Origin of the sequence: Streptomyces sp. NPDC002130 (assembly GCF_040296465.1) — a bacterium.
Lineage (GTDB): Bacteria > Actinomycetota > Actinomycetes > Streptomycetales > Streptomycetaceae > Streptomyces.
In genome coordinates this window covers 1-20,594 of sequence record NZ_JBEOXI010000017.1, presented here as the reverse complement: position 1 = coordinate 20,594, position 20,594 = coordinate 1, and the positions used below count along the sequence as shown (strand labels likewise).

Sequence of the window (20,594 nt, the reverse complement as noted above, 5' to 3'; positions counted from 1 at the left end):
TCACCACTAAGGAGTGGGCGTCGTGACCGCGGAGACCTCCCAGACGCTCGACCGGGGACTGCGAGTCCTCAAGCTGCTCGCCGACACGGACCACGGGCTGACCGTGACCGAACTCTCCCTCCGGCTGGGCGTTAACCGGACCGTCGTGTACCGGTTGCTCGCCACGCTGGAACAGCACGCCCTCATACGCCGTGACCTCGGCGGACGTGCCCGGGTCGGGCTCGGCGTGCTGCGTCTGGGGCGTCAGGTCCATCCGCTGGTGCGGGAGGCCGCGATGCCGGCGCTGCGGTCACTGGCCGAGGACATCGGCGCGACGGCGCATCTGACCATGGTCGACGGGGCGGACGCGCTGGCCGTGGCCGTCGTGGAGCCGACCTGGACGGACTATCACGTCGCCTACCGCGCCGGGTTCCGGCATCCCCTGGACCGGGGCGCCGCCGGCAAGGCGATCCTCGCGGCCCGGCAGCACCCGATGGCCGAACCCGGTTACATGCTGACCCACGGGGAGCTGGAGGCGGGCGCCTGGGGGGCGGCGGCACCGCTGCTGGGCGTGACGGGCGTCGAGGGCAGCGTGGGTGTGGTGATGCTGGCCGAGGCGGTGCCGGAACGGGTGGGGCCGCGGGTCGTCGACGCGGCCCGGGAGGTCGCGGAGGCGCTGCGCTGAGGGCCGGCCGCCTGCCCGTACCGTGGCCGGACGCCTTGCGCCGACAGACGGCGGCCTCCCCGCAGCGGCCCTGGACGCCCTGGTCCCGGGCGGGTCCTCCTCCCGCGTTAGATTGATCCCGTGTTCTCTCGCCTCACGCGCCCCCAGGCCATCGCCGTCTGCGCCCTGCCCGTCGTGGCCCTGCTCGCGACGGCGGTGTTGGCGCCGCTGCCGTTCTCGGTGGCGCAGCCGGGGCTGACGGCGAACGTGCTCGGCGAGAACAAGGGCACGGAGGTCATCACCATCTCCGGTGCGCCGGTCCGGGACACCAGGGGCCAGCTGCGGATGACCACCATCGAAGCGACCTCCCCGGACACCCGGGTCTCGCTCCCCGACGTCATCGACAGCTGGTTCCGTACCGACCAGGCGGTCATGCCGCGCGACTCCGTCTACCCGAGCGGGGACAACGTCAAGGAGATCGAGCGGCACAACGAGGAGCAGATGAAGGAGTCCCAGGACGCGGCGACGCAGGCCGCGCTGGGGTACCTCGGCCTCGACGACAAGGACGTCGAGGTCAGCCTGAAGCTCGCGGACGTGGGCGGGCCCAGTGCGGGGCTGCTCTTCTCCCTCGGGATCATCGACAAGCTCGACGGTGACGGTACCGGCGGCGATCTCACCGGCGGCCGGGTCATCGCCGGTACGGGCACGATCGACGCGGCGGGCCGGGTCGGTGCGGTGGGGGGCGTCGCCCTCAAGACCCAGGCCGCGAAGCGGGACGGGGCGACGGTGTTCCTGGTCCCCAAGGCGGAGTGCGGGGACGCTCGCGCCGAGCTTCCGAAGGGGCTGCGGCTGATTCCGGTGACCACGCTGAAGAGCACGGTGAGTTCCCTGGTGGCCCTGGAGACGGGGAAGGGTTCCGTGCCCAGCTGCTAATGGGCGGGGACCGGCCCGGGCCGGGTGGCGAGCTTCAGTCCGACCTCTATCAGGGCCCAGCCCAGACGCGTACGGAGTTCGGGGCGGTGCGCCGGACGGGGTTCGGTCTCGGCGCGGAGTTCGGCGGCGCGGGCGTGGTGCAGGGCGAGGTGGATGTCCGGGTGCATGGCGAACCCTTCAGTCGGTGCGAACGGGGAAGGCGTGCGTCTGGATGCGGACTCGCTCGATGCCGGGTGTGTCCTCGGCGGCGGCCCGGTCGCGGTAGGTGTCGACCAGCTCGTGCATCTTCCCGACGAGCTCGCGTGTCAGTTCGGGAGTGAGACTCAGCGTCGCGCTGCTCATGTCCCACGCGTCGCTCCACTCCTCGGGCCACGAGTCGCGGTTGCCGATCCATGTCGACAGGTCCCGGGCCTGCGTGGTGGCGACCTCGTGCAAGTACAGGTCCGCGGCGCCGCGTACGGCCGGATCCGAGTCGGTGAGCAGTGCGTCGTCGAAGCGGAGGCCGTGGTGCGCCGCCTTCCACCAGCGCTCGCGCCCCTTGCCGTGCTCGGGGGCGTCCTCGATGAAGCCGTACTCCGCGAGTTGGCGCAGATGGTAGCTGGTGGCCCCGCTGGACTCGTGCAGCTTCTGCGCCAGTTGCGATGCGGTTGCCGGGCCGCCGAAGCGCAGGGCGTCCAGCAGCTGCATGCGCAAGGGGTGTGCCAGTCCCCGCAGGGACCGGGCGTCGAGTTGCCGTACGGACAGGTTCTCGGGCTCGTTCATGATGCAAAGGTAGCGTTGCAAAGCCTCCTTTGCAACGGTTCCTTTGTAACTCACTCCTCGACGAACCCCTCCGCCACCATCCAGTCCAACGCCACCTGGTGCGGATCCTCCCCGTCCACATCCACCTTCGCGTTCAGCGTCTGCGCCACGGAGTTGTTCAGCCTCGCCGTCACCGGGTTCAGGACCTCCGCGATCGCCGGCCACTCCTTCAGGGACTCGGCGTTGATCATCGGCGCGGCGTTGTAGTTGGGGAAGAACTTCCTGTCGTCGTCCATCACGACCAGGTTCATGGACTTGATGCGCCCGTCGGTGGTGAACACCTCGCCGTACGTGCAGTTGCCCTCGGCGGTCTGCGTGTAGATGATCCCGGTGTCCATCTGCGTGATGTTCCGCGCCGGGACGGCCATGCCGTAGGCCTTCTGCATGCCCGGCAGCCCGTCCGCGCGGTTCGCGAACTCGACCTCCACGCACAGCTTCACGGCCCCCGGGTCGGACTTCGCCAGCTTCGCCACGTCCGACATCGTCTTCGTGCCGTACTTCTTCGCGTTCTCCTGGTTCATCGCCAGCGCGTAGGTGTTGTCGAGCTTCGACGGCGGCAGCCAGACCAGCCCGTTCTTCGCGTCCTCCTTCTTCACCGCCTCCCACTGTTCCTGCGGATCGGCGATGGGCTTGCCGTGCCCCAGGTAGGTGATCCAGGCCGTGCCCGTGTACTCGTACCCGGCGTCCGCGTCGCCCTTGCGGACCGCCTCGCGGCTGCCGATGGAGCCCTGGATGCCGGTGCGGTCGATCACGTCCGCGCCGGCCGCCTCGAAGGCGATGCCCATGATCGAGCCGAGGATCAGCTGCTCGGTGAACGACTTCGACGTCACCGTCAGATGCGCTCCCTCGAGCGGCTCACCCCGGCCGATCGAGCCCGGCTTCACATCGTCGGTCAGGGGAGAGCCGCTGGTCAGGCCGCAGCCGGCCGCTGCCAGCAGCAGGCCGGCGGACGTCAGGTACGTACGCCTTGTCATGGCTGCAACCCGCGCGGGCGCAGCAGCAGTTCGACGATCGACGCCAGCCAGTCCACCAGCAGCGCCAGCACCACCGTGAGGATCGATCCCAGCACCAGCACCGGCATCCGCTGGTTGGTGATCCCGGTCGTGATCAGCACACCGAGGCCGCCGCCCCCGCCGAAGACCGCCAGGGTCGCCGTACCGACGTTCAGGACGAGGGCCGTGCGCACGCCCGCGAGGATCAGCGGGACCGCGAGCGGCAGTTCCACGCGCCTCAGCACCCCCGTGGGGGACATGCCGATGCCCCGGGCCGCCTCCAGCAGGGTCGGGTCGTTCGCCTTCAGGCCTGTGATCGTGTTGGAGAGCACCGGCAGGATGGCGTAGATGATCATGCCGATCAGGGCGGCCCCGCGGCCGATGCCCAGCCAGATCACCAGGAGGGCGAGCAGGCCGATCGCCGGAGTGGCCTGGCCCGCGTTGGCGAACGCCATCGCCACCGGGGTGGCCCTGCTCATCGCCCCGCGGGTCAGCAGAATGCCCAGCGGGATCGCGATGATCAGCACGAAGAACGTGGAGATCGCGGTCAGCTGGATGTGCTGCCACAGCGCCTTGGTGACCTGGCCGCCCGACAGGGCGTTGCGGGTGAGAGCGTCCAGGTCGGCCTGCTGGAACCAGAGCCAGGTGGCGAGCAGCACGGCGATCAGGGCGACCGGCAGGAACGTCAGCTTCTGCCAGGTCAGACGGGCGGGCGGGCGCTTTGCCGGGGGAGCCTCCGCGACGGGCTCGGAGATCTCCCCGACCTCCGTGGCCGTCACCGCTCCCCTCCCGGGCCGCCCACGCCCGCCGGGCCCACGGCTCCCTCCTGCTCGGCGTGCGTCTGCGAGGCCCGCAGCGACTCCAGCTCGTGCTGGTGCTCCATCGCGTCGAGCCGGTCGGCCTCCAGCATCTCGTGCACGGAGTTCATGAGGGTCTCCATGTCGACGACGCCCGTGTACTCGCCGCGCCGTCCGGTCACCGCCACCCTCCCGGCGTTGTCGGTGAGCACCGCCTCCAGCGCGTCGCGCAGGGTCGCGTCCCGGGTGACCGTGTCGTGCACCAGGGTCCCGGCACGGGCCAGCGAGCCCCGGGCCCGCATCAAGTCGCCGCGCCGCAGCCACTTGTAGGGACGGCCGCGCCGGTCGAGCAGCAGGATCTCGTTGCTGCCGCTGGTCCGCAGCAGGCTGAAGATCTCCTGCAACGGGTCGTCGACCGTGACCGTCGGGTAGTCGGTGATCTCCACATCCCGTACGCGGGTCAGGTTCAGCCGCTTCAGCGCCGCACCGGCGCCCACGAACCCCGACACGAAGTCGTCCGCCGGGTTGGTGAGGATCGCCTCGGGGGTGTCGAACTGCGCGATGTGCGACCGCTCGCGCAGCACGGCGATCCGGTCGCCGATCTTGATCGCCTCGTCGAAGTCGTGGGTGACGAACACGATCGTCTTGTGCAGCTCGTGCTGCAGGCGGATCAGCTCGTCCTGGAGGTGGTCACGGGTGATCGGGTCCACCGCCCCGAACGGCTCGTCCATCAGCAGCACCGGGGGATCGGCCGCCAGCGCCCGGGCCACACCCACGCGCTGCTGCTGTCCGCCGGACAGCTGACGCGGGTAGCGGCCGTGGAACTCCCCCGGGTCCAGGCCCACGAGGTCGAGGAGTTCCTCGGTCCGCTCCTTGATCCGTGCCTTCGGCCAGCCGATCATCCTCGGGACGAGCCCGATGTTCTGCGCGACCGTCATGTGCGGGAAGAGCCCGGCGGACTGGATGGCGTAGCCGACCTTGCGGCGCAGCTTGACCGGGTCCATGTCGGTGACGTCCTCGCCGCCGATGCGGATGCGGCCGCCGGTCGGCTCGATCAGCCGGTTGATCATCTTGAGCGTGGTGGACTTCCCGCAGCCCGAGGGGCCGACGAAGACGACGACCTCGCCCGCCTTGATCTGCATGCTCACGTTGTCCACGGCCGGCCGCGCACTGCCGGGATAGCGCTTGGTCAGACTCTCCAGCTCGATGGAGGCGCCGTGGTCACCGGTGTCAGGCACGGATCCCCCTGGCAATGGTCAGCCGTCCGACCAGGACGTACGCGGCGTCGAACAGCAGCGCCAGGACGATGATGCCGAGCGTGCCCGCGAGGACCTGGTTGAGCGCGTTGGCGCTGCCCAGCGAGGCCAGCCCGCGGAAGATGACGTTGCCGAGGCCCGGGCCGGAGGCGTACGCCGCGATGGCCGCGATGCCCATCAGCATCTGGGTCGAGACGCGGATCCCGGTCAGGATGGGCGGCCAGGCCAGCGGCAGCTCGATCCGCAGCAGCCGGGCCGGCCGGGACATCCCGATGCCCGTGGCCGCGTCCACCAGCGCCGGATCGACACCGCGCAGCCCGACGATCGCGTTGCGCACGACCGGCAGCAGTCCGTACAGCGTCAGCGCGATCACCGTGGGAGGCACTCCGAGGCCCACGAGGGGGATGAGCAGACCGATCAGGGCGAGCGCCGGCACGGTCAGGATGGTGGCGGTGGTCGTGGTCGCGAGGTTCCCGGCCCACTCGCTGCGGTAGGTGACCACGCCGATCAGCACCCCGAGCGCGGTCGCGACGACCATGCACTGGAAGACCACGCTCGCGTGCTGGTAGGCGTCCGTGAGCAGCTGCTGGTGCCGGTTGACCAGGTACTCCCAGAAGTTCACACGCGCTCACCCCTACACGTCAGGTCTCCTCCGCGGCCTGCTCCACGAGCGGGATGATCCGCAGCGGAACGGGGTTCTCCATGACGATCGCCGTGGAGGCCCGGACGATGCCATCAAAACCGACGACCCGGTCGATCACACGCTGGAGATCGGCGTTGGAGCGGGCCACGAGGCGGCACAGCATGTCCCCGGTGCCGGTGGTGGTGTGCAGCTCCAGCACTTCCGGCACGGTCGCCAAGTGGGCCCGTACGTCCGCCCCTTGCCCTTGCCGGATCTGCAGCGTCGCGAACGCCGTGACGGGGTAGCCGAGCGCGGCCGGGTCCACCTGCGGACCGAATCCGCGGATGACTCCGTTCGACTGAAGCCGGTCCAGCCGGGCCTGCGCGGTGCCCCGGGCCACCCCCAGCCGCCGGGACATCTCCAGCACCCCGATCCGCGGCTCCCGGGCCAGCAGCACAATGATCCGGCCGTCCAGATGATCGATCGCCACAGCAGCCTCCCGGCATGGTCATCCTGTACAGAAGGTCCGAGAATACGACCGTATTGCTGAACAGATTGCCCAGTCAGAACGCAAACTATTGCGCACCTTGCCGGGCGGGGAGACCCTGCGGCTATGACGCAGACCACACACCACACTCCCGACACCGCCCGGCAGGCCGACCCCTTCCCGGTCAAGGGAATGGACGCGGTCGTCTTCGCCGTGGGCAACGCCAAGCAGGCGGCGCACTACTACTCCACCGCCTTCGGCATGAAGCTGGTCGCCTACTCCGGACCGGAGAACGGCAGCCGCGAGACCGCTGCGTACGTCCTGGAGAACGGCTCCGCCCGGTTCGTCCTCACCTCGGTCATCAAGCCCACCACCGAGTGGGGCCACTTCCTCGCGAAGCATGTCGCCGAGCACGGTGACGGGGTCGTCGACCTCGCCATCGAAGTCCCGGACGCGCGCGCCGCGTACGCCTACGCGCTGGAGCACGGGGCCCGCTCCGTCGCCGAGCCGTACGAGCGGAAGGACGAGCACGGCACGGTCGTCCTGGCCGCCATCGCCACCTACGGCGAGACCCGCCACACCCTGGTCGAGCGCTCCGGCTACGACGGCCCCTACCTGCCCGGCTTCGTCGCCGCCCAGCCGATCGTCGAGCCGCCCGCCCAGCGCACCTTCCAGGCGATCGACCACTGCGTCGGCAACGTCGAGCTCGGCAGGATGAACGAGTGGGTCGGCTTCTACAACAAGGTGATGGGCTTCACGAACATGAAGGAGTTCGTGGGTGACGACATCGCCACCGAGTACAGCGCGCTGATGTCGAAGGTCGTCGCCGACGGCACGCTCAAGGTCAAGTTCCCGATCAACGAGCCGGCCATCGCCAAGAAGAAGTCCCAGATCGACGAATACCTGGAGTTCTACGGCGGCGCGGGCGTGCAGCACATCGCGCTCAACACCAATGACATCGTGCAGACGGTCCGCACGATGCGCGCGGCCGGCGTCGAGTTCCTCAACACGCCCGACTCCTACTACGACACCCTGGGGGAGTGGGTCGGCGAGACCCGCGTCCCCATCGACACCCTGCGCGAACTGAAGATCCTCGCCGACCGCGACGAGGACGGCTACCTGCTGCAGATCTTCACCAAGCCGGTCCAGGACCGTCCGACCGTCTTCTTCGAGATCATCGAGCGCCACGGCTCGATGGGCTTCGGCAAGGGCAACTTCAAGGCCCTGTTCGAGGCGATCGAGCGTGAGCAGGAGCGCCGCGGCAACCTGTGACCCGATCGCCCCACCTGGCTCGTGCGGGTGTCACGGGGCACCCGCACGAGGTCATGGCCGGGCCATCACCGGAACCCCTTCGTCCGGCGGCTCGCCCAGCGCCTGTGACGCCTTCCGGGCCGCAGGCGCGTGCAAGGGCGAGAAGTGCGGGTTGATCCGCAGCGCCTCCGCGAGGTGGCGGCGGGCCGCGCCGTAGCGCTTCAGCTCCCGCTCGATCATGCCCCGGTGGTACATGGACACCGCGTCGCACATCCCGCCCCCGCGTTCGGGGTCCGTCGCCACCAGCGCGAACCGCAGGGCCTCCGCGGGCTCCCCGGCCCGGTGCAGCGCCCACCCCAGGGCGTCGGCGACCTCCCCCGCGGGCCGGCGCCTCCACTCCGCCCGCAACCGCCGCACCGCCTCCTTCGGATCGCCGTGATCCGCCTCGAACCGCCCCAGCACCAGCTGCTCGTCGGCGCCGCCCGCGGCAGCGCCCCGCACCCGCTCCCGCAACAGGCCGTACTGCACCCGGGCCGCCTCAGGCATGCCCAGCGACTCGTACAACTCGCCCAGCTCCAGGGCGTACTGCGGACGCGGCTGCCCGGCGAGGGCCCCCCGGTAGGCGCTGAGGGCCTGTGCCGAGAGGCCCAGGGCCGCAAGGGCGCGGCCCTGCCCGGCCTGCGCGGCCCACTGGTCGGGGTCGAGGCGGACCGCCTCCCGGAAGTGCCGCAGCGCGACATCGAAATCCCCGCCTTCGAAGGCCAGTTGCCCGGCCTGCTCCAGATAGGCGGCCCGCTCGGCGGGGGCCCGTGCGCCCGCCGCCGCGTCCGCCAGCGAGGCCGCCGCGTCCTCCCGCCGGCCCCGGTCCCGGTGGACGGCCGCCGCCCATGCCCGCACGGCCGGGCCGGAACGCAGCCCGGTCAGCCGGTCCAGCGTCCGCTGGGCCGCCTTGTACTCACCGAGCCCGGTGTAGGCCTCGATGAGCAGCGGATACGTCGTCCACCGCCGCGGCTCCAGCCGCAGCGCCGCCTCACCCCACCGGCGCGCGGCGGGGAAGTCCCGCCGGGCGTTCGACAGCGCGGCAAGACCCGCCAGGGCCGCGGTGTTGCGCTGCGGCCGCACCGTCAGCGACGTCCGCAGCGCCTTCTCCGCCCGCGGGTAGTACGCCGGGTCGGCGAGGCGCCGCCCCCGCTCCGCATAGGCCGCCCCGAGCACCGCCCAGGACGTCGCGTCCTTCGGCCGCTCGCGCACGGCCTCGGCCCGCTCGTCGATCAGTACCGCCAGGTCCGGCAGCGCGGCAGGCGCCCCCCTGCCGACGGCCGCCATGGCCGATGCCCCAGGAGACGGCGCAGCGGGCCCGGCGTCCCGCTCCCGCGGCAGCAGCACCAGCACCCCGCCCAGCACGGCACATCCCGCGACGGAGGCGATCAGCGCCCGGCGTCTCACGCTTCTCACCTGCCGCTCCGGGCCCTCCTGCTCGTTCTCCATGGCGCTCACTGTGCGTCAGTACGACGACTGCACCCGGGCAGCCCAAGGGTGCCGCCGACGGGGTTCACACCGATGGCCCCGGGTGCGAACCTGTGATCATGAGCCGTATCGAAGCGCCCCGCTCCGAGGACACCGCAGCGACCGGCGACCTCGTGGACCTGCTGCTCGGCGGCCTCCCCGCCGAAGCGGTCCTGACCGACCCCGACGTCACGGCCTCCTACGCCAACGACATGGCGAGCTTCTGCCCGGCCGGCAGCCCGGCCGTGGTCGTGCTGCCCCGCACCACCGAGCAGGTCCAGCACGTGATGCGCACGGCCACCGCCCTGCGCGTCCCCGTCGTGCCGCAGGGCGCCCGCACCGGACTGTCCGGCGCCGCCAACGCCTCCGACGGCTGCATCGTGCTCTCCCTGACGAAGATGGACCGGATCCTGGAGATCAGCCCGGTCGACCGCATCGCCGTCGTCGAGCCCGGCGTCGTCAACGCCGCCCTCTCCCGGGCGGTCGGCGAACACGGCCTCTACTACCCGCCGGACCCCTCCAGCTGGGAGATGTGCACCATCGGCGGCAACATCGGCACCGCCTCCGGCGGCCTGTGCTGCGTCAAGTACGGGGTGACCGCCGAGTACGTCCTCGGCCTCGATGTCGTCCTCGCCGACGGCCGCCTGATGTCCACCGGCCGCCGCACCGCCAAGGGCGTCGCCGGCTACGACCTCACCCGGCTGTTCGTCGGCTCCGAGGGCTCCCTCGGCATCGTCGTACGGGCCGTCCTCGGGCTGCGCCCCAAGCCGCCCGAGCAGCTGGTGCTGGCTGCCGAGTTCGCCTCGGCCGCCGCGGCCTGCGACGCCGTGTGCCGGATCATGGAGGGCGGCCACGTCCCGTCACTCCTCGAACTCATGGACCGTACGACGGTCAAGGCCGTCAACGACATGGCGCAGATGGGCCTCCCCGAGAGCACCGAGGCCCTGCTGCTGGCCGCGTTCGACACCACCGCCCCGGCCGCCGACCTCGCCGCCGTCGGCGCCCTGTGCCAGGCGGCCGGCGCCACCCAGGTCGTCCCCGCCGACGACGCCGCCGAGTCCGAACTGCTGCTCCAGGCGCGGCGGCTGTCGCTCACCGCGCTGGAGGCGGTCAAGGGCGTGACGATGATCGACGACGTGTGCGTGCCGCGCTCCCGGCTCGCCGAGATGCTCGAAGGGGTGGCCCGGATCGCCGAGAAGTACCAGCTCACCATCGGTGTCGTCGCCCACGCGGGCGACGGCAACACCCATCCGACGGTCTGTTTCGACCCGGCGGACCCCGACGAGTCCCGGCGCGCCCGCGAGTCCTTCGACGAGATCATGGCCCTCGGCCTGGAACTCGGCGGCACCATCACCGGCGAACACGGCGTCGGCGTCCTGAAGAAGGAATGGCTCGCGCGCGAGATCGGCCCCGTGGGCATGGAGATGCAGCGGGCCGTCAAGCAGGCCTTCGACCCGCTGAACATCCTGAACCCGGGCAAGCTCTTCTGAGGCCCGGCCCCTCACCGGGCGAGCAGCTGGGCCAGCTCGTCGTCCAGCCCGAGCCGCTCACCCTCCGTCCCCGGCGGCACCACCCGCAGCGTGCGCTCCAGCCAGGCCGACACCGCCGCCGCCGGAGCCTCCAGCAGGGCGTCCCCGTCGGGTGAACTCAGCGCCATCAGCACGACGCCGCGCCCCTCGGTCTTCGTCGGCCACACCCGCACGTCCCCCTGCCCGCAGGGCCGGAACACGCCCTCCACCAGCAACTCCCTTGCGAACGTCCAGTACACCGGGTGCTGGGTGTCGACGTGGAAGGTGACGTGGACGGCGTAAGGGTCGTCGGTGAGGTACCCGAGCCGGGCGGGCACCGGAATCCTGCGCTCGGGTGACAGGACGAGTTCCAGCTCCAGTTCCCGCTCCACCACGGTCCGCATGGCGGTGTTCCCTTCTCCTGACGGCTGCCCGTGAGGGCCGGTCAGCAGGAGAGAGCGGGTCGCGGCCGCGGCATTACGCGCCTTCCCGGAAGTTTTTCCGCAGGGGGATCCGCCGGAGGGGCGCGGCGCGTAGCACATCGGTGCTCGAAAGGGGTGGGTCCGGTGGGAGCGGCAGTGGGGCTTGCGCTCGTCTGATAGATGTGGAGGCCCCCATTTGGCCCCCGAGCAGATACGGGACGACGGACATGAGCGCCCCAACCCCGGCCCCCGGTGACGACAGGCCCCGCGAAGGGTATTACCCGGACCCTTCCATTCCTGGATATGTCCGGTACTGGAACGGTGCCTCCTGGGTGCCGGGCACCAGCCGTCCGGCGCCCGGGGACGGCGAGTCGCTCGCGCCGCCGCCCGGTGCGGAGGCCGCGCAGCCCGGCTCGGTCGAGGAGACCGGCCCGCACTTCTTCGACGAGGACCCGGTCGAGGAGCCGTCCGAGTCGCCGTCCGCCGCCGACGCCCAGCACGGCAGCCGACCCGAACCGGCCTCCGCGTGGGGCGCCGACCGCTCCCGGCAGTCCGGCTTCGGCGGCGGCCAGGACCGCCGTGTCTCGTGGGGCGCGCCGCAGGGGGCGCAGGGCGCGGCCCCGCAGGGCGCCCGCGGCGGCGATCCGAGGCTGCCGCACGCCGACCAGCGGACCGACGGGGAGCCCGCCCGCGCCGACGGCACGGACGTCCCCCCGGCCGACCGGGAGGCGCAGGCCGCGGCGGGGGGCAGCACGTTCGTGTTCCGCCGCCCCGCGGGGCAGCCCGGGGGAGGGGCGGCCCCGGCCGGCACCCCCGACGACGGCACGATGACGTTCCGCGCGGTGTCCCCGCGCTCGGGGCCGGGCGCGCAGGGCGGGTCCGGGGGCTCCGGGGGCAGTTCCTCGGGTCCGGGTTTCGGACCGGCGGGTGCGGGTGGCCCGGGCAGCGGTTCGGCGGCTCAGGGGTTCGGCGCGCAGGGCTCGGCGTCGGGGGGCTTCGGTCCGGCCGGGTCCGGGGGCGACTCGGCGGCGTCCGGTTCCGGGGGGCAGGCCGGGGCACCCGGCGGTGGCTTCGGGCCGGCCGGTCCGGGCAGTGGCCCGGCGGCACCCGCCTTCGGCGGCCGGCCCGGTTCGGCGGGCTCCGGCGGGAGCCCGTCGGGACCCGCGTTCGGTGCGCAGGCCGGGCCGACCGGTTCCGGAAGCGGCTCCGCGGGGCCCGGCTTCGGCGCGGGCAAGGCGGCCGCCGCCCGGGCCTCCGCCGCGCAGACAGCGGCCGGGAGCGACGCCGCCCAGGCCTCCGGGGCCGCCCCGACGGCACTGTCCGGACCCCAGGCCGCCCCCACCGTCCCTCCGCAGTCCGGCGGGCCCGGCAGCGCCCAAGCCCCCGCCTCCTCCGCGCCTCTGAGCCCGGGTCCCGGCGGCGGCCAGTCCTCCTGGGCGCAGCAGGTGCACCGGCTCGCCGGGGCCGGCGGCGGTGACGAACAGCCCGTCGCGCCCTGGAAGCCGCCGGTCGAGGACGTGTTCCAGGCGGCCGCCCGGCGCCAGGCCGAGGCCCGCCCCGCCGGACTCGGCAAGCGGCTCGTCGCCCGACTGCTGGACACCGTCGTCCTCGCAGCCCTCACCGCCACGGCCGCCGTACCGCTCGGCACCAAGGCGATCGACCACGTCGAGGAGAAGATCGACGCGGCCAAGCTCTCCGGCGAGACGGTCACGGTCTGGCTGCTCGACGGCACCACCTCGGTCTACCTCGGCATCATCCTGGCCGTCCTGCTGCTCGCCGGCGTCCTGTGCGAGGTGCTGCCCACCGCCAAGTGGGGCCGCACCCTCGGCAAGAAGCTGATGGGCCTCGAAGTCCGGGACATCGAGGGGCACGACTCCCCGGAGTTCGGCGCGGCCCTGCGCCGCTGGCTGGTCTACAGCGTGCCCGGGCTCCTCGTCGTCGGGATCGTCGGTATGGCCTGGTGCCTGTTCGACCGGCCCTGGCGCCAGTGCTGGCACGACAAGGCAGCGCACACGTTCGTGGCGGGCTGAGCTCCCTCGGACGGCCGTCCGCCGGATGCGGAGCCCGGGGGTTCGCGATCGACTCGGGCCATGAGCAGCGAACCGCCCCCCGGCTCCGGTCAGCAGCCCCCGGAAGACGACCCGTTCCGGAAGCGCCCCCCGAACGAGCCGCCCGGGGAAGGCACGGGCTCGCCCTACGGCAGCGAACCACCGCCGTACGGGGGTGGCGGCCCGGGCGGTCCCGGCGGCCCGGGCGGTCCGGGTGACGGCTTCGGAGGCGGCCCCTACGGGGGCGATCCGTACGGTGGCGGTTCCTACCCCACCGACCCCCTCGCCGGCATGCCCCCGCTCGCCGACAGCGGCAAGCGCACGCTCGCGCGCATCCTCGACATGATCCTGGTGGGCGCCGTCGTCTGGTTGCTCACGTGGGGCTTCGACGTCAACGAGTACGACGTGGACAGCGACCGCATCGAGGTCGGCAAGTCGTTCTGGCAGTCGGGGATCGCCGCCGTCCTCTACATCGCCTACGACACCGTCCTGACCGCGAGGACCGGCCAGACCCTCGGCAAGAAGTTGCTGCACATGCGCGTGGCCAACCTGGACAACGGTGCGACGCCCTCCGTGCAGAACGCCCTGGCGCGCGCGGCGGTGCTGTGGATCCCGTTCGCCTTCTGCTGCGCGTGCATCTGGACCGCGATCTGCGGCGGCTGGAGCTTCTTCGACCGGCCCTACAAGCAGGGCCTGCACGACAAGGCGGCCAAAACGGTCGTGGTCAGCACCGATTGAGGCGCAAAACGATCAACGGGGTGCGGCGGGCGGTCAGGAGGCCGCCCGTTCGCGTACCGGCTCCGGGGCGGGTGCCGGGACCGAGGCCCGTACCGGTTCCCGGGGCGAGGGCTGGTGCACCGCGGCAGGGCGCTTCCCGGACGCCGGCACCGTCATGGCGACCAGCAACCCGAGGGCGAGCGCCGCGAGGGCGATGACCGCGATCCCCGCGCCCGAACTCGTCTGGGACAGCAACAGCATGGCGAGGGTCGAGAAGATCACGGTGCACGAACCGTAGGCGAGCTGTGCGGCAGTCGGACGGGGCATGGCCATCATGTCCTCGAATGTGGGGTCCACGGGGTGTCGGCCCGGCATTCCGCCGGCTTGAGGGCGTTCCGCCGAACGACATTCTCTCGGGCAGGGTGCCCGACCGGAACCGGCGGTAAGCGTGACCTAATCAACAAGGGCGGTGCACAGGGGGCGCACGGAGTCATGACGTCCACGTAGTGGACATGTGCACGCGCCCGCACGGCCGGTGGGGAGGGTGGGGCAACCGTTTGGTTGTCCGTAAAACGAACATTGCCTCCGCATAGTGCACTTGACCTGTCCAAGTCAAGGTCTGTCTTTTCTTCTAAACCTCTAGTCAAATGTCGTCACTTGACTACACGCGTTGATCACGCGCGCGCGGACTTCCACGACCGGGACCCCGCCTGCCGCGCGCCCGAACGCGGGGGAGGATCTCAAGTGACCAGTAGACCCTGGACGTTCAGAGCGGCTGCCATCGGTGTCGCGCTCGCCGCCGCCACCGCCTCGACCTACGGTGTGGCCCAGGCCGAGGACGCCTCCGCTCCCAGGTCCACCACCGTGGACCGGCACGACCCGGCCGAGCGCGACCACGCCGAGCACGACCTCGAAGGCCCGCTGAGCAAGACTCAGGAGGCCCAGCGCGAGGAAGCCCTGAAGCAGGTCATATCGGGCGATGCCACGGTCAAGAACCGTGACGGCTCGAAGGTCGTGCAGCTGAAGAGCAAGAAGGGCAAGAGCAAGTACGTCGAGCTCGGCCGCGAGAAGACCGACAAGATCTTCACGATCCTGGTCGAGTTCGGCGACCAGACCGACAGCCGCTACGGCGGCACCCCGGGCCCGCTGCACAACCGAATAGCCAAGCCCGACCGCACCAAGGACAACTCGACGGCCTGGCAGGCGGACTACAACCAGCAGCACTTCCAGGACCTGTACTTCGGCACCGGCAAGGGTGTCGAGTCGATGAAGAAGTACTACGAGAAGCAGTCCTCGGGCCGCTACTCCATCGAGGGCGAGGTCTCGGACTGGGTCAAGGTCCCCTACAACGAGGCCCGTTACGGCTCCAACAAGTGCGAGCCCGACAACTGCGCCTGGTACGCGGTCGCCGACGGCGTGAGCGCCTGGGTCTCCCAGCAGAAGGCGGCTGGGAAGACCGACGCGCAGATCAAGGCCAAGCTCGCCGAGTACGACCAGTGGGACCGCTACGACCACGACGGCGACGGCGACTTCAACGAGCGCGACGGCTACATCGACCACTTCCAGGTCGTGCACGCCGGTGAGGACGAGTCCGCCGGTGGCGGCGCCCAGGGCGAGGACGCGATCTGGGCCCACCGCTGGTACGCGTTCGGCACCGACGCCGGTGCCACCGGCCCCGAGGACAACAAGCTCGGCGGCACCCCGATCGGCGACACCGGCATCTGGGTCGGCGACTACACCATCCAGCCGGAGAACGGCGGACTCGGCGTCTTCGCCCACGAGTACGGCCACGACCTCGGCCTGCCGGACCACTACGACACCAACGGCGGCGAGAACTCCACCGGCTTCTGGACCCTGATGTCCTCCGGCTCCTGGCTGGGCACCGGCAAGGACACCATCGGCGACCTGCCCGGCGACATGACCGCCTGGGACAAGCTGCAGCTGGGCTGGCTCGACTACGCCACCGCCAAGGCCGCGACGAAGTCGAAGCACAAGCTGGGCGTCGCCGAGTACAACACGAAGAACAAGCAGGCCCTCGTGGTCGAACTGCCCAAGAAGCGGGTCACCACCGAGATCGTGGCGCCCGCGCAGGGCGCGAACCAGTGGTGGAGCGGCAGCGGCAACGACCTCGCCAACACGCTGACCCGCTCCGTCGACCTCACCGGCAAGGCGTCGGCCGCCCTCACCCTCGACGGCTGGTACGACATCGAGGCGAACTACGACTACCTCTACGCCGAGGCCTCGACCGACGGCGGCGCCAACTGGACCGCCCTCGACGGCACCGTGGACGGCCAGCCGCTCCCGCGCGACGGCAGCGACAAGCCCGCCCTGACCGGCTCGGCGGACGCGCACAAGAAGCTGGCGTACTCCCTCGACGCCTACGCCGGCAAGAAGGTCGACCTGCGCTTCCGCTACCAGACCGACGGCGGTCTGGCGCTGAAGGGCTTCACGGCCGACCGGATCACCGTCACCGCCGACGGCACCGCCCTCTTCTCCGACGACGCGGAGAGCGCGGACGCGGCCTGGACGGCGAAGGGCTTCTCCCGCATCGGCGCGGCGATCACTGACGACTACGCCCAGTACTACATCGCCGAGAACCGCCAGTACGTGTCGTACGACAAGACCCTCAAGGTCGGCCCGTACAACTACGGCTTCCTGACCACGCGTCCGTCCTGGGTGGAGCACTACGCGTACCAGAACGGCCTGCTGATCTGGAAGTGGGACACCTCCCAGAAGGACAACAACACCAGCCAGCACGAGGGCAAGGGGCTGCTCCTCCCGATCGACTCCCACCCGACGGCGCTGAAGTGGTCCGACGGCACGCTCATGCGCAACCGCATCCAGTCCTACGACTCGCCGTTCAGCACGTACCGCACGGACGGCATCACGCTGCACAACGCGGACGTCGCGACGAAGATCCCGTCCTCCAAGGGCGTCCCGGTCTTCAACGACCACACGAGCACGTACTACGACGAGTCCAACCCCCGCGCCGGCGTCAAGATCACTGACACCAACACCAAGATCAAGATCGTCAAGGAGGCCAAGGACGGCTCCACGATCTCGCTCGAGGTCGGCCCCGCGGTGAAGTAGACGGCGTTTTACCAGGTCAGAGCATGATCGGCGGGACCCCCTGGCGGGTCCCGCCGATCCGTGTTTAGGTGCGTCCTGTGGCTCTCTTATTGACACCGTCGATCACGGGGATGTGACTGCATGGCCGCAGGAGGTTTCTGCAAGCTGCCGAACGGCACGGTGGTGGTGGCGTTGAACCTGCCCAGCCCCGCCGCCGACGGACCCGGCAGCGTCCGCGTGCTCGTCCACTCCCAGAACCGTGCGCGGGCCCTGACCAGGCTGCGCAACCTGGGCCTGCGGGCGGTCTACCTGCGGGGCAACGCCGCCCCGCCGAGCCCGGACGAGATCACGGCGGTCCTGCACCACCCGGACGGGCTGATATGGCGCACGGCCCCCGACAACGGTGTCGTGGGCAGCCCCGAGCTGGTCCAGGAGCTGTGGCGACCGATCAGGGCACTGCTGAGGCGCCCGACGGCGCAGACGTAGCGACGCCGGCGCGGGCCACCGCGGCTGTGGCGGTGACCCGCGTCCGGGTCGCTTCCCCGGCCGGCCGGTGCCGGCGCTCTCGCCGGCGCCGCCGCCCGTGCTACTTCTTGCGCTGCTTGGCGCTCTCCTTGGCGGCGGCCACCGCGGCCGCCTTCTTCAGGTCGGGGACCGTCGTGGTGAACTTGCCCGGGCGGGTCCCGCCCGAGCTCTTGCGCATCTTCTCGGCCTCGGCCGCGGTCAGCGCCACGATGTTGGCAGAGGCCGGCTGGACGGTGCCCTTGCCGAGGACGAACACGCCCTGGTTCCCACCGACGGGGATCCAGAACGTGGGCACCGAGGTGATGCCCGGGTGGTCCCCCGCGGCGAGCTGCGTCAGGTAGAGGGCGTACTGCTTGCCCACGCTGATCGGCGTGGTGCCCTCCATCGACACGGCGTCGGTGTCGATGTTGCCGACGACGATCTCGTCACCCTCGCTGACGCCGAAGCCGCGCTTCATCATTCCCGAGACCCGCACCTTCAGGAACACCATCGGCATGCACTGGGCGTCACCCGGAGGGTCGCCCGCGATCCCGGACGGAGTCGCCGTGGGGTCGGGCACACTGCTGGCCGACGGGTCGGGGTTGGTGTCGACACTGTCCGCCGCGGTCGGGTCGACGGTCGGCTCGGTGGTGGGCTCGCCGCCCTCGTCGCACTCCTTGGTCTGCACGCTCAGCACGGCGCCCGTGATGGCGATGTCCGAGACGGTGGTGACCTCCTCGGCGCTGGCGTACTGGGCGTAGTCCGCCTCCACGTGGTCCCGGCCGGCGCCCTGGGACGACGACGACCCGGGGCCCGAGCAGGCGGTGAGGCAGGCGAGGGCCAGGCCGACGGCTGCGGCGGGCACGCGCATGGTCTTCTTCATGTTTTCCTCGCTCGCCGTCAGTACTTCGCCTTGACGCCCTGGACGTCGTCGTACCAGGGCCCGTCGCCGCCGCAGCCGAACTTCCCTTCGCCCTGGCGCATGACGGCCGGGCCGGGGTTGGAGCAGGTCAGGGAGGTGTGGTTGAGGCCGTAGGCGTGGCCCAGTTCGTGCTCGGCCACGATCTTCTTCTGGCGGGCGGACAGGCCCCCCATGGTGCGCGTGTTGAAGGAGATCTGGATCTCGTCGTAGAGCCAGTAGCCGGCGGTGCAGCCCTTCCACGTCGCGCGCGCCCAGTCGCTCCAGGCGTAGGACTTGTCGCGTACCTCGATCTGGGGGTCGCCGTTGCTCTTCTCGTACCGGAAGAAGCCGGGGGCGCTGGTGTCGTCCCAGCGGCCCTGGGCGCTGTTGAAGGCGTTGTAGTAGGTGCTGCTCACGTCGTAGTAGCGGTACGAGATCGGGTCGTTGCCGCCCACGCCCCAGAACGAGCCGCACAGGTGCGTGTACGCCTGCGCGGGAGCGGCTGTGGTGAAGTGCGCGGCGAGAAAGCCGGTGCACAGCAGGAAGACCTGCAGCAGGCGTATGTATGCCGATCGTCTGCGCTTTCCGCGCGTCCGTAGAGCCGTCGCCATCGATGTGACTCCTGAACAGTCCTCGAAGGAATGGGTGTATTGCGGATGTGAATGCTCGAGGAACGGCGCCATTTCGGGCGCGCCTGTAGAAGCCGGATTTCTCGTACGGCTGACGATCTTCCCCCGTCCCCCTGGCTGCGCAGATAGTACACAGCTCCTTCACTTTATGACCATGGACCATTCGGGAAGAATGCGCGGCGGTCCGGGCAGGAGAACGATGCGGAATGCAAATAATCCACTTGTGAAGATGGGGCAATAAGGATTAGCAAAAAGGGGCGAAAGTCCAGAACAATGCATGAAAAAGGCCGGGCAAAGCGCCCTGAGGCGCCTTGCCCGGCCGGCCGGTGAACGGCCTAGACGACGGGCTTGCCGGAAAGCTCGACCCCGGCCTTGCGCATCTCCTCGACAGCCCGCTCCGTGGTCTGCTCGGCCACCCCCGCGGTCAGGTCGAGCAGCACCTGCGTACGGAAGCCCTCCCGTACGGCGTCCAGCGCCGTGGCCTTCACGCAGTGGTCCGTGGCGATGCCGACCACGTCGACCTCGGTGACCTCACGCGAGCGCAGCCAGTCGGCCAAGGGCGTGCCGTTCTCGTCCGCGCCCTCGAAACCGCTGTACGCCGCCGAGTACGCCCCCTTGTCGAACACCGCGTCGATCGAACCGGAGGCGACGGCGGGGGCGAAGTTCGGGTGGAAGCCGACGCCCTCCGTGCCGGCGACGCAGTGCGCGGGCCAGGAGCGGGCGTAGTCCGGGTTCGTGGAGAAGTGGCCGCCGGGGGCGATGTGGTGGTCGCGGGTGGCCACGACGTGCTGGTAGCCGGCCCCGGCCGCCTGCCCGATCAGTTCCGTGACGGCGGCGGCCACGTCGGCACCGCCGGACACCGCGAGGCTGCCCCCTTCACAGAAGTCGTTCTGCACATCCACGACGATCAAGGCGCGGCGCATGGTCGGTGTCCTTCGGCTATGAGGTCGGCAAGCCCGGCCGGTGAACCACCGAGCCTATTGACAGAGGGGAGGGGACGGGAGGGGGCACGGTTCGGCGCGTCACGGCACACCGCATTTAGCTACCCGAGGTCTCGTGCAGGTACTCCGTGGGAAGGACGGGCTCCCCGCGCGAGAGCTGTGTGGCCGACATCGGCAGACCCGCGCGCGCCCTCGTGTGCCGCTCGCGCGCCGCGTCCAGGGGCTCGCGCGCCACCACCTCGCCCCCCTTGACCAGCTCGACCAGCAGCTGCCGGTCCGCGAGCTCGGCCGGCACCGGCCCGGTACCGATCACCTCGGCCTCGGCGACCCCGTACGAGTCCGGCCGCCGCGCGGCCCACTTGCGCCCGCCGACCGACGTCTTGCCGCCGCTGGACTTCTTCGCCACGGCCACCAGCGGTGCCTTCGGGTCGGTGGACTCGGCCCGTGCGACCAGCTTGTAGACCATCGAGGAGGTGGGGTGGCCGGAGCCGGTCACCAGCTGCGTCCCGACGCCGTAGCGGCTGACCGCCGAAGAGCGGCTGGCCCGTTACCACGACGTGGCCGCAG

Annotated in this window: 21 protein-coding genes and 1 pseudogene; 8 read left to right on the top strand and 14 right to left on the bottom strand. The window is 70.9% G+C overall.

Annotated features, from left to right (window positions below; genetic code table 11):
- The first annotated feature begins 22 nt into the window (after window positions 1-22).
- Complete coding sequence (locus ABT116_RS05275) at window positions 23-664, top strand: IclR family transcriptional regulator (protein WP_351628082.1); 642 nt, start codon at window positions 23-25, stop codon at window positions 662-664.
- A 120-nt stretch (window positions 665-784) separates the two neighbouring features.
- On the top strand, window positions 785-1,576 hold the full coding sequence (locus ABT116_RS05270; protein WP_351628080.1) for a S16 family serine protease: 792 nt from the start codon (window positions 785-787) through the stop codon (window positions 1,574-1,576).
- On the opposite strand, the gene ABT116_RS05265 is transcribed toward ABT116_RS05270, so the two are convergent.
- The 7 genes from ABT116_RS05265 to ABT116_RS05235 are packed head-to-tail and all read right to left on the bottom strand — an operon-like array spanning window position 1,573 to window position 6,534.
- A complete protein-coding gene (locus ABT116_RS05265; RefSeq protein ID WP_351628077.1) occupies window positions 1,573-1,743 on the bottom strand; it encodes a hypothetical protein in 171 nt (56 codons plus the stop codon). The two genes, ABT116_RS05270 and ABT116_RS05265, sit on opposite strands and share 4 nt — an antisense overlap.
- Before the next feature lie 10 nt (window positions 1,744-1,753).
- Window positions 1,754-2,338, bottom strand: a complete 585-nt coding sequence (locus ABT116_RS05260) for an ArsR/SmtB family transcription factor (protein ID WP_351628075.1) — start codon at window positions 2,336-2,338, stop codon at window positions 1,754-1,756.
- Between the two features lie 50 nt (window positions 2,339-2,388).
- Entirely contained in the window at window positions 2,389-3,351 is a 963-nt protein-coding gene (locus tag ABT116_RS05255) for a glycine betaine ABC transporter substrate-binding protein (protein WP_351628073.1), read from the bottom strand.
- The gene (locus ABT116_RS05250) at window positions 3,348-4,148 is read right to left on the bottom strand and encodes an ABC transporter permease (RefSeq protein ID WP_502983822.1); all 801 of its coding nucleotides are present in this window, start codon (window positions 4,146-4,148) and stop codon (window positions 3,348-3,350) included. Before ABT116_RS05250 ends, ABT116_RS05255 begins: the two co-directional genes overlap by 4 nt.
- The gene (locus ABT116_RS05245) at window positions 4,145-5,404 is read right to left on the bottom strand and encodes a betaine/proline/choline family ABC transporter ATP-binding protein (protein WP_351628070.1); all 1,260 of its coding nucleotides are present in this window, start codon (window positions 5,402-5,404) and stop codon (window positions 4,145-4,147) included. Before ABT116_RS05245 ends, ABT116_RS05250 begins: the two co-directional genes overlap by 4 nt.
- Complete coding sequence (locus tag ABT116_RS05240) at window positions 5,397-6,044, bottom strand: ABC transporter permease (RefSeq protein ID WP_351628067.1); 648 nt, start codon at window positions 6,042-6,044, stop codon at window positions 5,397-5,399. Before ABT116_RS05240 ends, ABT116_RS05245 begins: the two co-directional genes overlap by 8 nt.
- A gap of 19 nt (window positions 6,045-6,063) precedes the next feature.
- A complete protein-coding gene (locus ABT116_RS05235) occupies window positions 6,064-6,534 on the bottom strand; it encodes an Lrp/AsnC family transcriptional regulator (RefSeq protein ID WP_351628065.1) in 471 nt (156 codons plus the stop codon).
- A gap of 123 nt (window positions 6,535-6,657) precedes the next feature.
- Here ABT116_RS05235 and hppD point away from each other — a divergent pair, with 123 nt between their 5' ends.
- A complete protein-coding gene (hppD, locus tag ABT116_RS05230) occupies window positions 6,658-7,803 on the top strand; it encodes a 4-hydroxyphenylpyruvate dioxygenase (RefSeq protein ID WP_351628062.1) in 1,146 nt (381 codons plus the stop codon).
- Between the two features lie 51 nt (window positions 7,804-7,854).
- Here hppD and ABT116_RS05225 read toward each other — a convergent pair whose 3' ends face one another.
- A complete protein-coding gene (locus ABT116_RS05225; RefSeq protein ID WP_351628059.1) occupies window positions 7,855-9,270 on the bottom strand; it encodes a tetratricopeptide repeat protein in 1,416 nt (471 codons plus the stop codon).
- Window positions 9,271-9,362: 92 nt separating this feature from the next.
- Here ABT116_RS05225 and ABT116_RS05220 point away from each other — a divergent pair, with 92 nt between their 5' ends.
- Entirely contained in the window at window positions 9,363-10,778 is a 1,416-nt protein-coding gene (locus tag ABT116_RS05220) for an FAD-binding oxidoreductase (RefSeq protein ID WP_351628058.1), read from the top strand.
- An 11-nt stretch (window positions 10,779-10,789) separates the two neighbouring features.
- Here the strand turns inward: ABT116_RS05220 and ABT116_RS05215 are convergent, their stop codons facing one another.
- Window positions 10,790-11,200 carry an SsgA family sporulation/cell division regulator gene (locus ABT116_RS05215; RefSeq protein WP_351628055.1) on the bottom strand — a complete coding sequence of 137 codons (411 nt, stop codon included), beginning with the start codon at window positions 11,198-11,200 and terminating at the stop codon, window positions 10,790-10,792.
- A gap of 245 nt (window positions 11,201-11,445) precedes the next feature.
- Between ABT116_RS05215 and ABT116_RS05210 the strand changes: the two genes are divergently transcribed.
- Both ABT116_RS05210 and ABT116_RS05205 read left to right on the top strand, forming a co-directional pair.
- A complete protein-coding gene (locus tag ABT116_RS05210) occupies window positions 11,446-13,248 on the top strand; it encodes an RDD family protein (RefSeq protein ID WP_351628052.1) in 1,803 nt (600 codons plus the stop codon).
- A gap of 60 nt (window positions 13,249-13,308) precedes the next feature.
- A complete protein-coding gene (locus ABT116_RS05205) occupies window positions 13,309-14,004 on the top strand; it encodes an RDD family protein (protein ID WP_351628049.1) in 696 nt (231 codons plus the stop codon).
- A 33-nt stretch (window positions 14,005-14,037) separates the two neighbouring features.
- On the opposite strand, the gene ABT116_RS05200 is transcribed toward ABT116_RS05205, so the two are convergent.
- The gene (locus ABT116_RS05200) at window positions 14,038-14,316 is read right to left on the bottom strand and encodes a hypothetical protein (RefSeq protein ID WP_502983824.1); all 279 of its coding nucleotides are present in this window, start codon (window positions 14,314-14,316) and stop codon (window positions 14,038-14,040) included.
- Between the two features lie 411 nt (window positions 14,317-14,727).
- Here ABT116_RS05200 and ABT116_RS05195 point away from each other — a divergent pair, with 411 nt between their 5' ends.
- The gene (locus ABT116_RS05195) at window positions 14,728-17,073 is read left to right on the top strand and encodes an immune inhibitor A domain-containing protein (protein WP_351628043.1); all 2,346 of its coding nucleotides are present in this window, start codon (window positions 14,728-14,730) and stop codon (window positions 17,071-17,073) included.
- 120 nt (window positions 17,074-17,193) lie between these two features.
- Entirely contained in the window at window positions 17,194-17,538 is a 345-nt protein-coding gene (locus ABT116_RS05190) for a hypothetical protein (protein WP_351628040.1), read from the top strand.
- 100 nt (window positions 17,539-17,638) lie between these two features.
- Here ABT116_RS05190 and ABT116_RS05185 read toward each other — a convergent pair whose 3' ends face one another.
- From ABT116_RS05185 to ABT116_RS05170, 4 genes and pseudogenes are all read right to left on the bottom strand, one after another.
- Window positions 17,639-18,439, bottom strand: a complete 801-nt coding sequence (locus tag ABT116_RS05185) for a hypothetical protein (RefSeq protein WP_351628037.1) — start codon at window positions 18,437-18,439, stop codon at window positions 17,639-17,641.
- 17 nt (window positions 18,440-18,456) lie between these two features.
- The gene (locus ABT116_RS05180; protein ID WP_351628034.1) at window positions 18,457-19,068 is read right to left on the bottom strand and encodes a zinc metalloprotease; all 612 of its coding nucleotides are present in this window, start codon (window positions 19,066-19,068) and stop codon (window positions 18,457-18,459) included.
- Window positions 19,069-19,421: 353 nt separating this feature from the next.
- Complete coding sequence (locus ABT116_RS05175; protein WP_351628031.1) at window positions 19,422-20,009, bottom strand: nicotinamidase; 588 nt, start codon at window positions 20,007-20,009, stop codon at window positions 19,422-19,424.
- Window positions 20,010-20,124: 115 nt separating this feature from the next.
- Window positions 20,125-20,553 (bottom strand): annotated as a pseudogene (locus tag ABT116_RS05170) (nicotinate phosphoribosyltransferase); the annotation flags it as partial.
- Window positions 20,554-20,594: the final 41 nt, after the last annotated feature.

Excerpts from the sequence above, each read along its gene's own strand:
- ABT116_RS05180 (WP_351628034.1), bottom strand. The coding sequence starts at position 19,068 with ATGGCGACGGCTCTACGGACGCGCGGAAAGCGCAGACGATCGGCATAC.
- ABT116_RS05225 (WP_351628059.1), bottom strand. The coding sequence starts at position 9,270 with ATGGAGAACGAGCAGGAGGGCCCGGAGCGGCAGGTGAGAAGCGTGAGA.
- ABT116_RS05260 (WP_351628075.1), bottom strand. The coding sequence starts at position 2,338 with ATGAACGAGCCCGAGAACCTGTCCGTACGGCAACTCGACGCCCGGTCC.
- ABT116_RS05205 (WP_351628049.1), top strand. The coding sequence starts at position 13,309 with ATGAGCAGCGAACCGCCCCCCGGCTCCGGTCAGCAGCCCCCGGAAGAC.
- ABT116_RS05190 (WP_351628040.1), top strand. The coding sequence starts at position 17,194 with ATGGCCGCAGGAGGTTTCTGCAAGCTGCCGAACGGCACGGTGGTGGTG.
- ABT116_RS05185 (WP_351628037.1), bottom strand. The coding sequence starts at position 18,439 with ATGAAGAAGACCATGCGCGTGCCCGCCGCAGCCGTCGGCCTGGCCCTC.
- ABT116_RS05255 (WP_351628073.1), bottom strand. The coding sequence starts at position 3,351 with ATGACAAGGCGTACGTACCTGACGTCCGCCGGCCTGCTGCTGGCAGCG.
- ABT116_RS05210 (WP_351628052.1), top strand. The coding sequence starts at position 11,446 with ATGAGCGCCCCAACCCCGGCCCCCGGTGACGACAGGCCCCGCGAAGGG.
- ABT116_RS05200 (WP_502983824.1), bottom strand. The coding sequence starts at position 14,316 with ATGGCCATGCCCCGTCCGACTGCCGCACAGCTCGCCTACGGTTCGTGC.
- ABT116_RS05175 (WP_351628031.1), bottom strand. The coding sequence starts at position 20,009 with ATGCGCCGCGCCTTGATCGTCGTGGATGTGCAGAACGACTTCTGTGAA.
- ABT116_RS05215 (WP_351628055.1), bottom strand. The coding sequence starts at position 11,200 with ATGCGGACCGTGGTGGAGCGGGAACTGGAGCTGGAACTCGTCCTGTCA.
- ABT116_RS05265 (WP_351628077.1), bottom strand. The coding sequence starts at position 1,743 with ATGCACCCGGACATCCACCTCGCCCTGCACCACGCCCGCGCCGCCGAA.
- hppD (WP_351628062.1), top strand. The coding sequence starts at position 6,658 with ATGACGCAGACCACACACCACACTCCCGACACCGCCCGGCAGGCCGAC.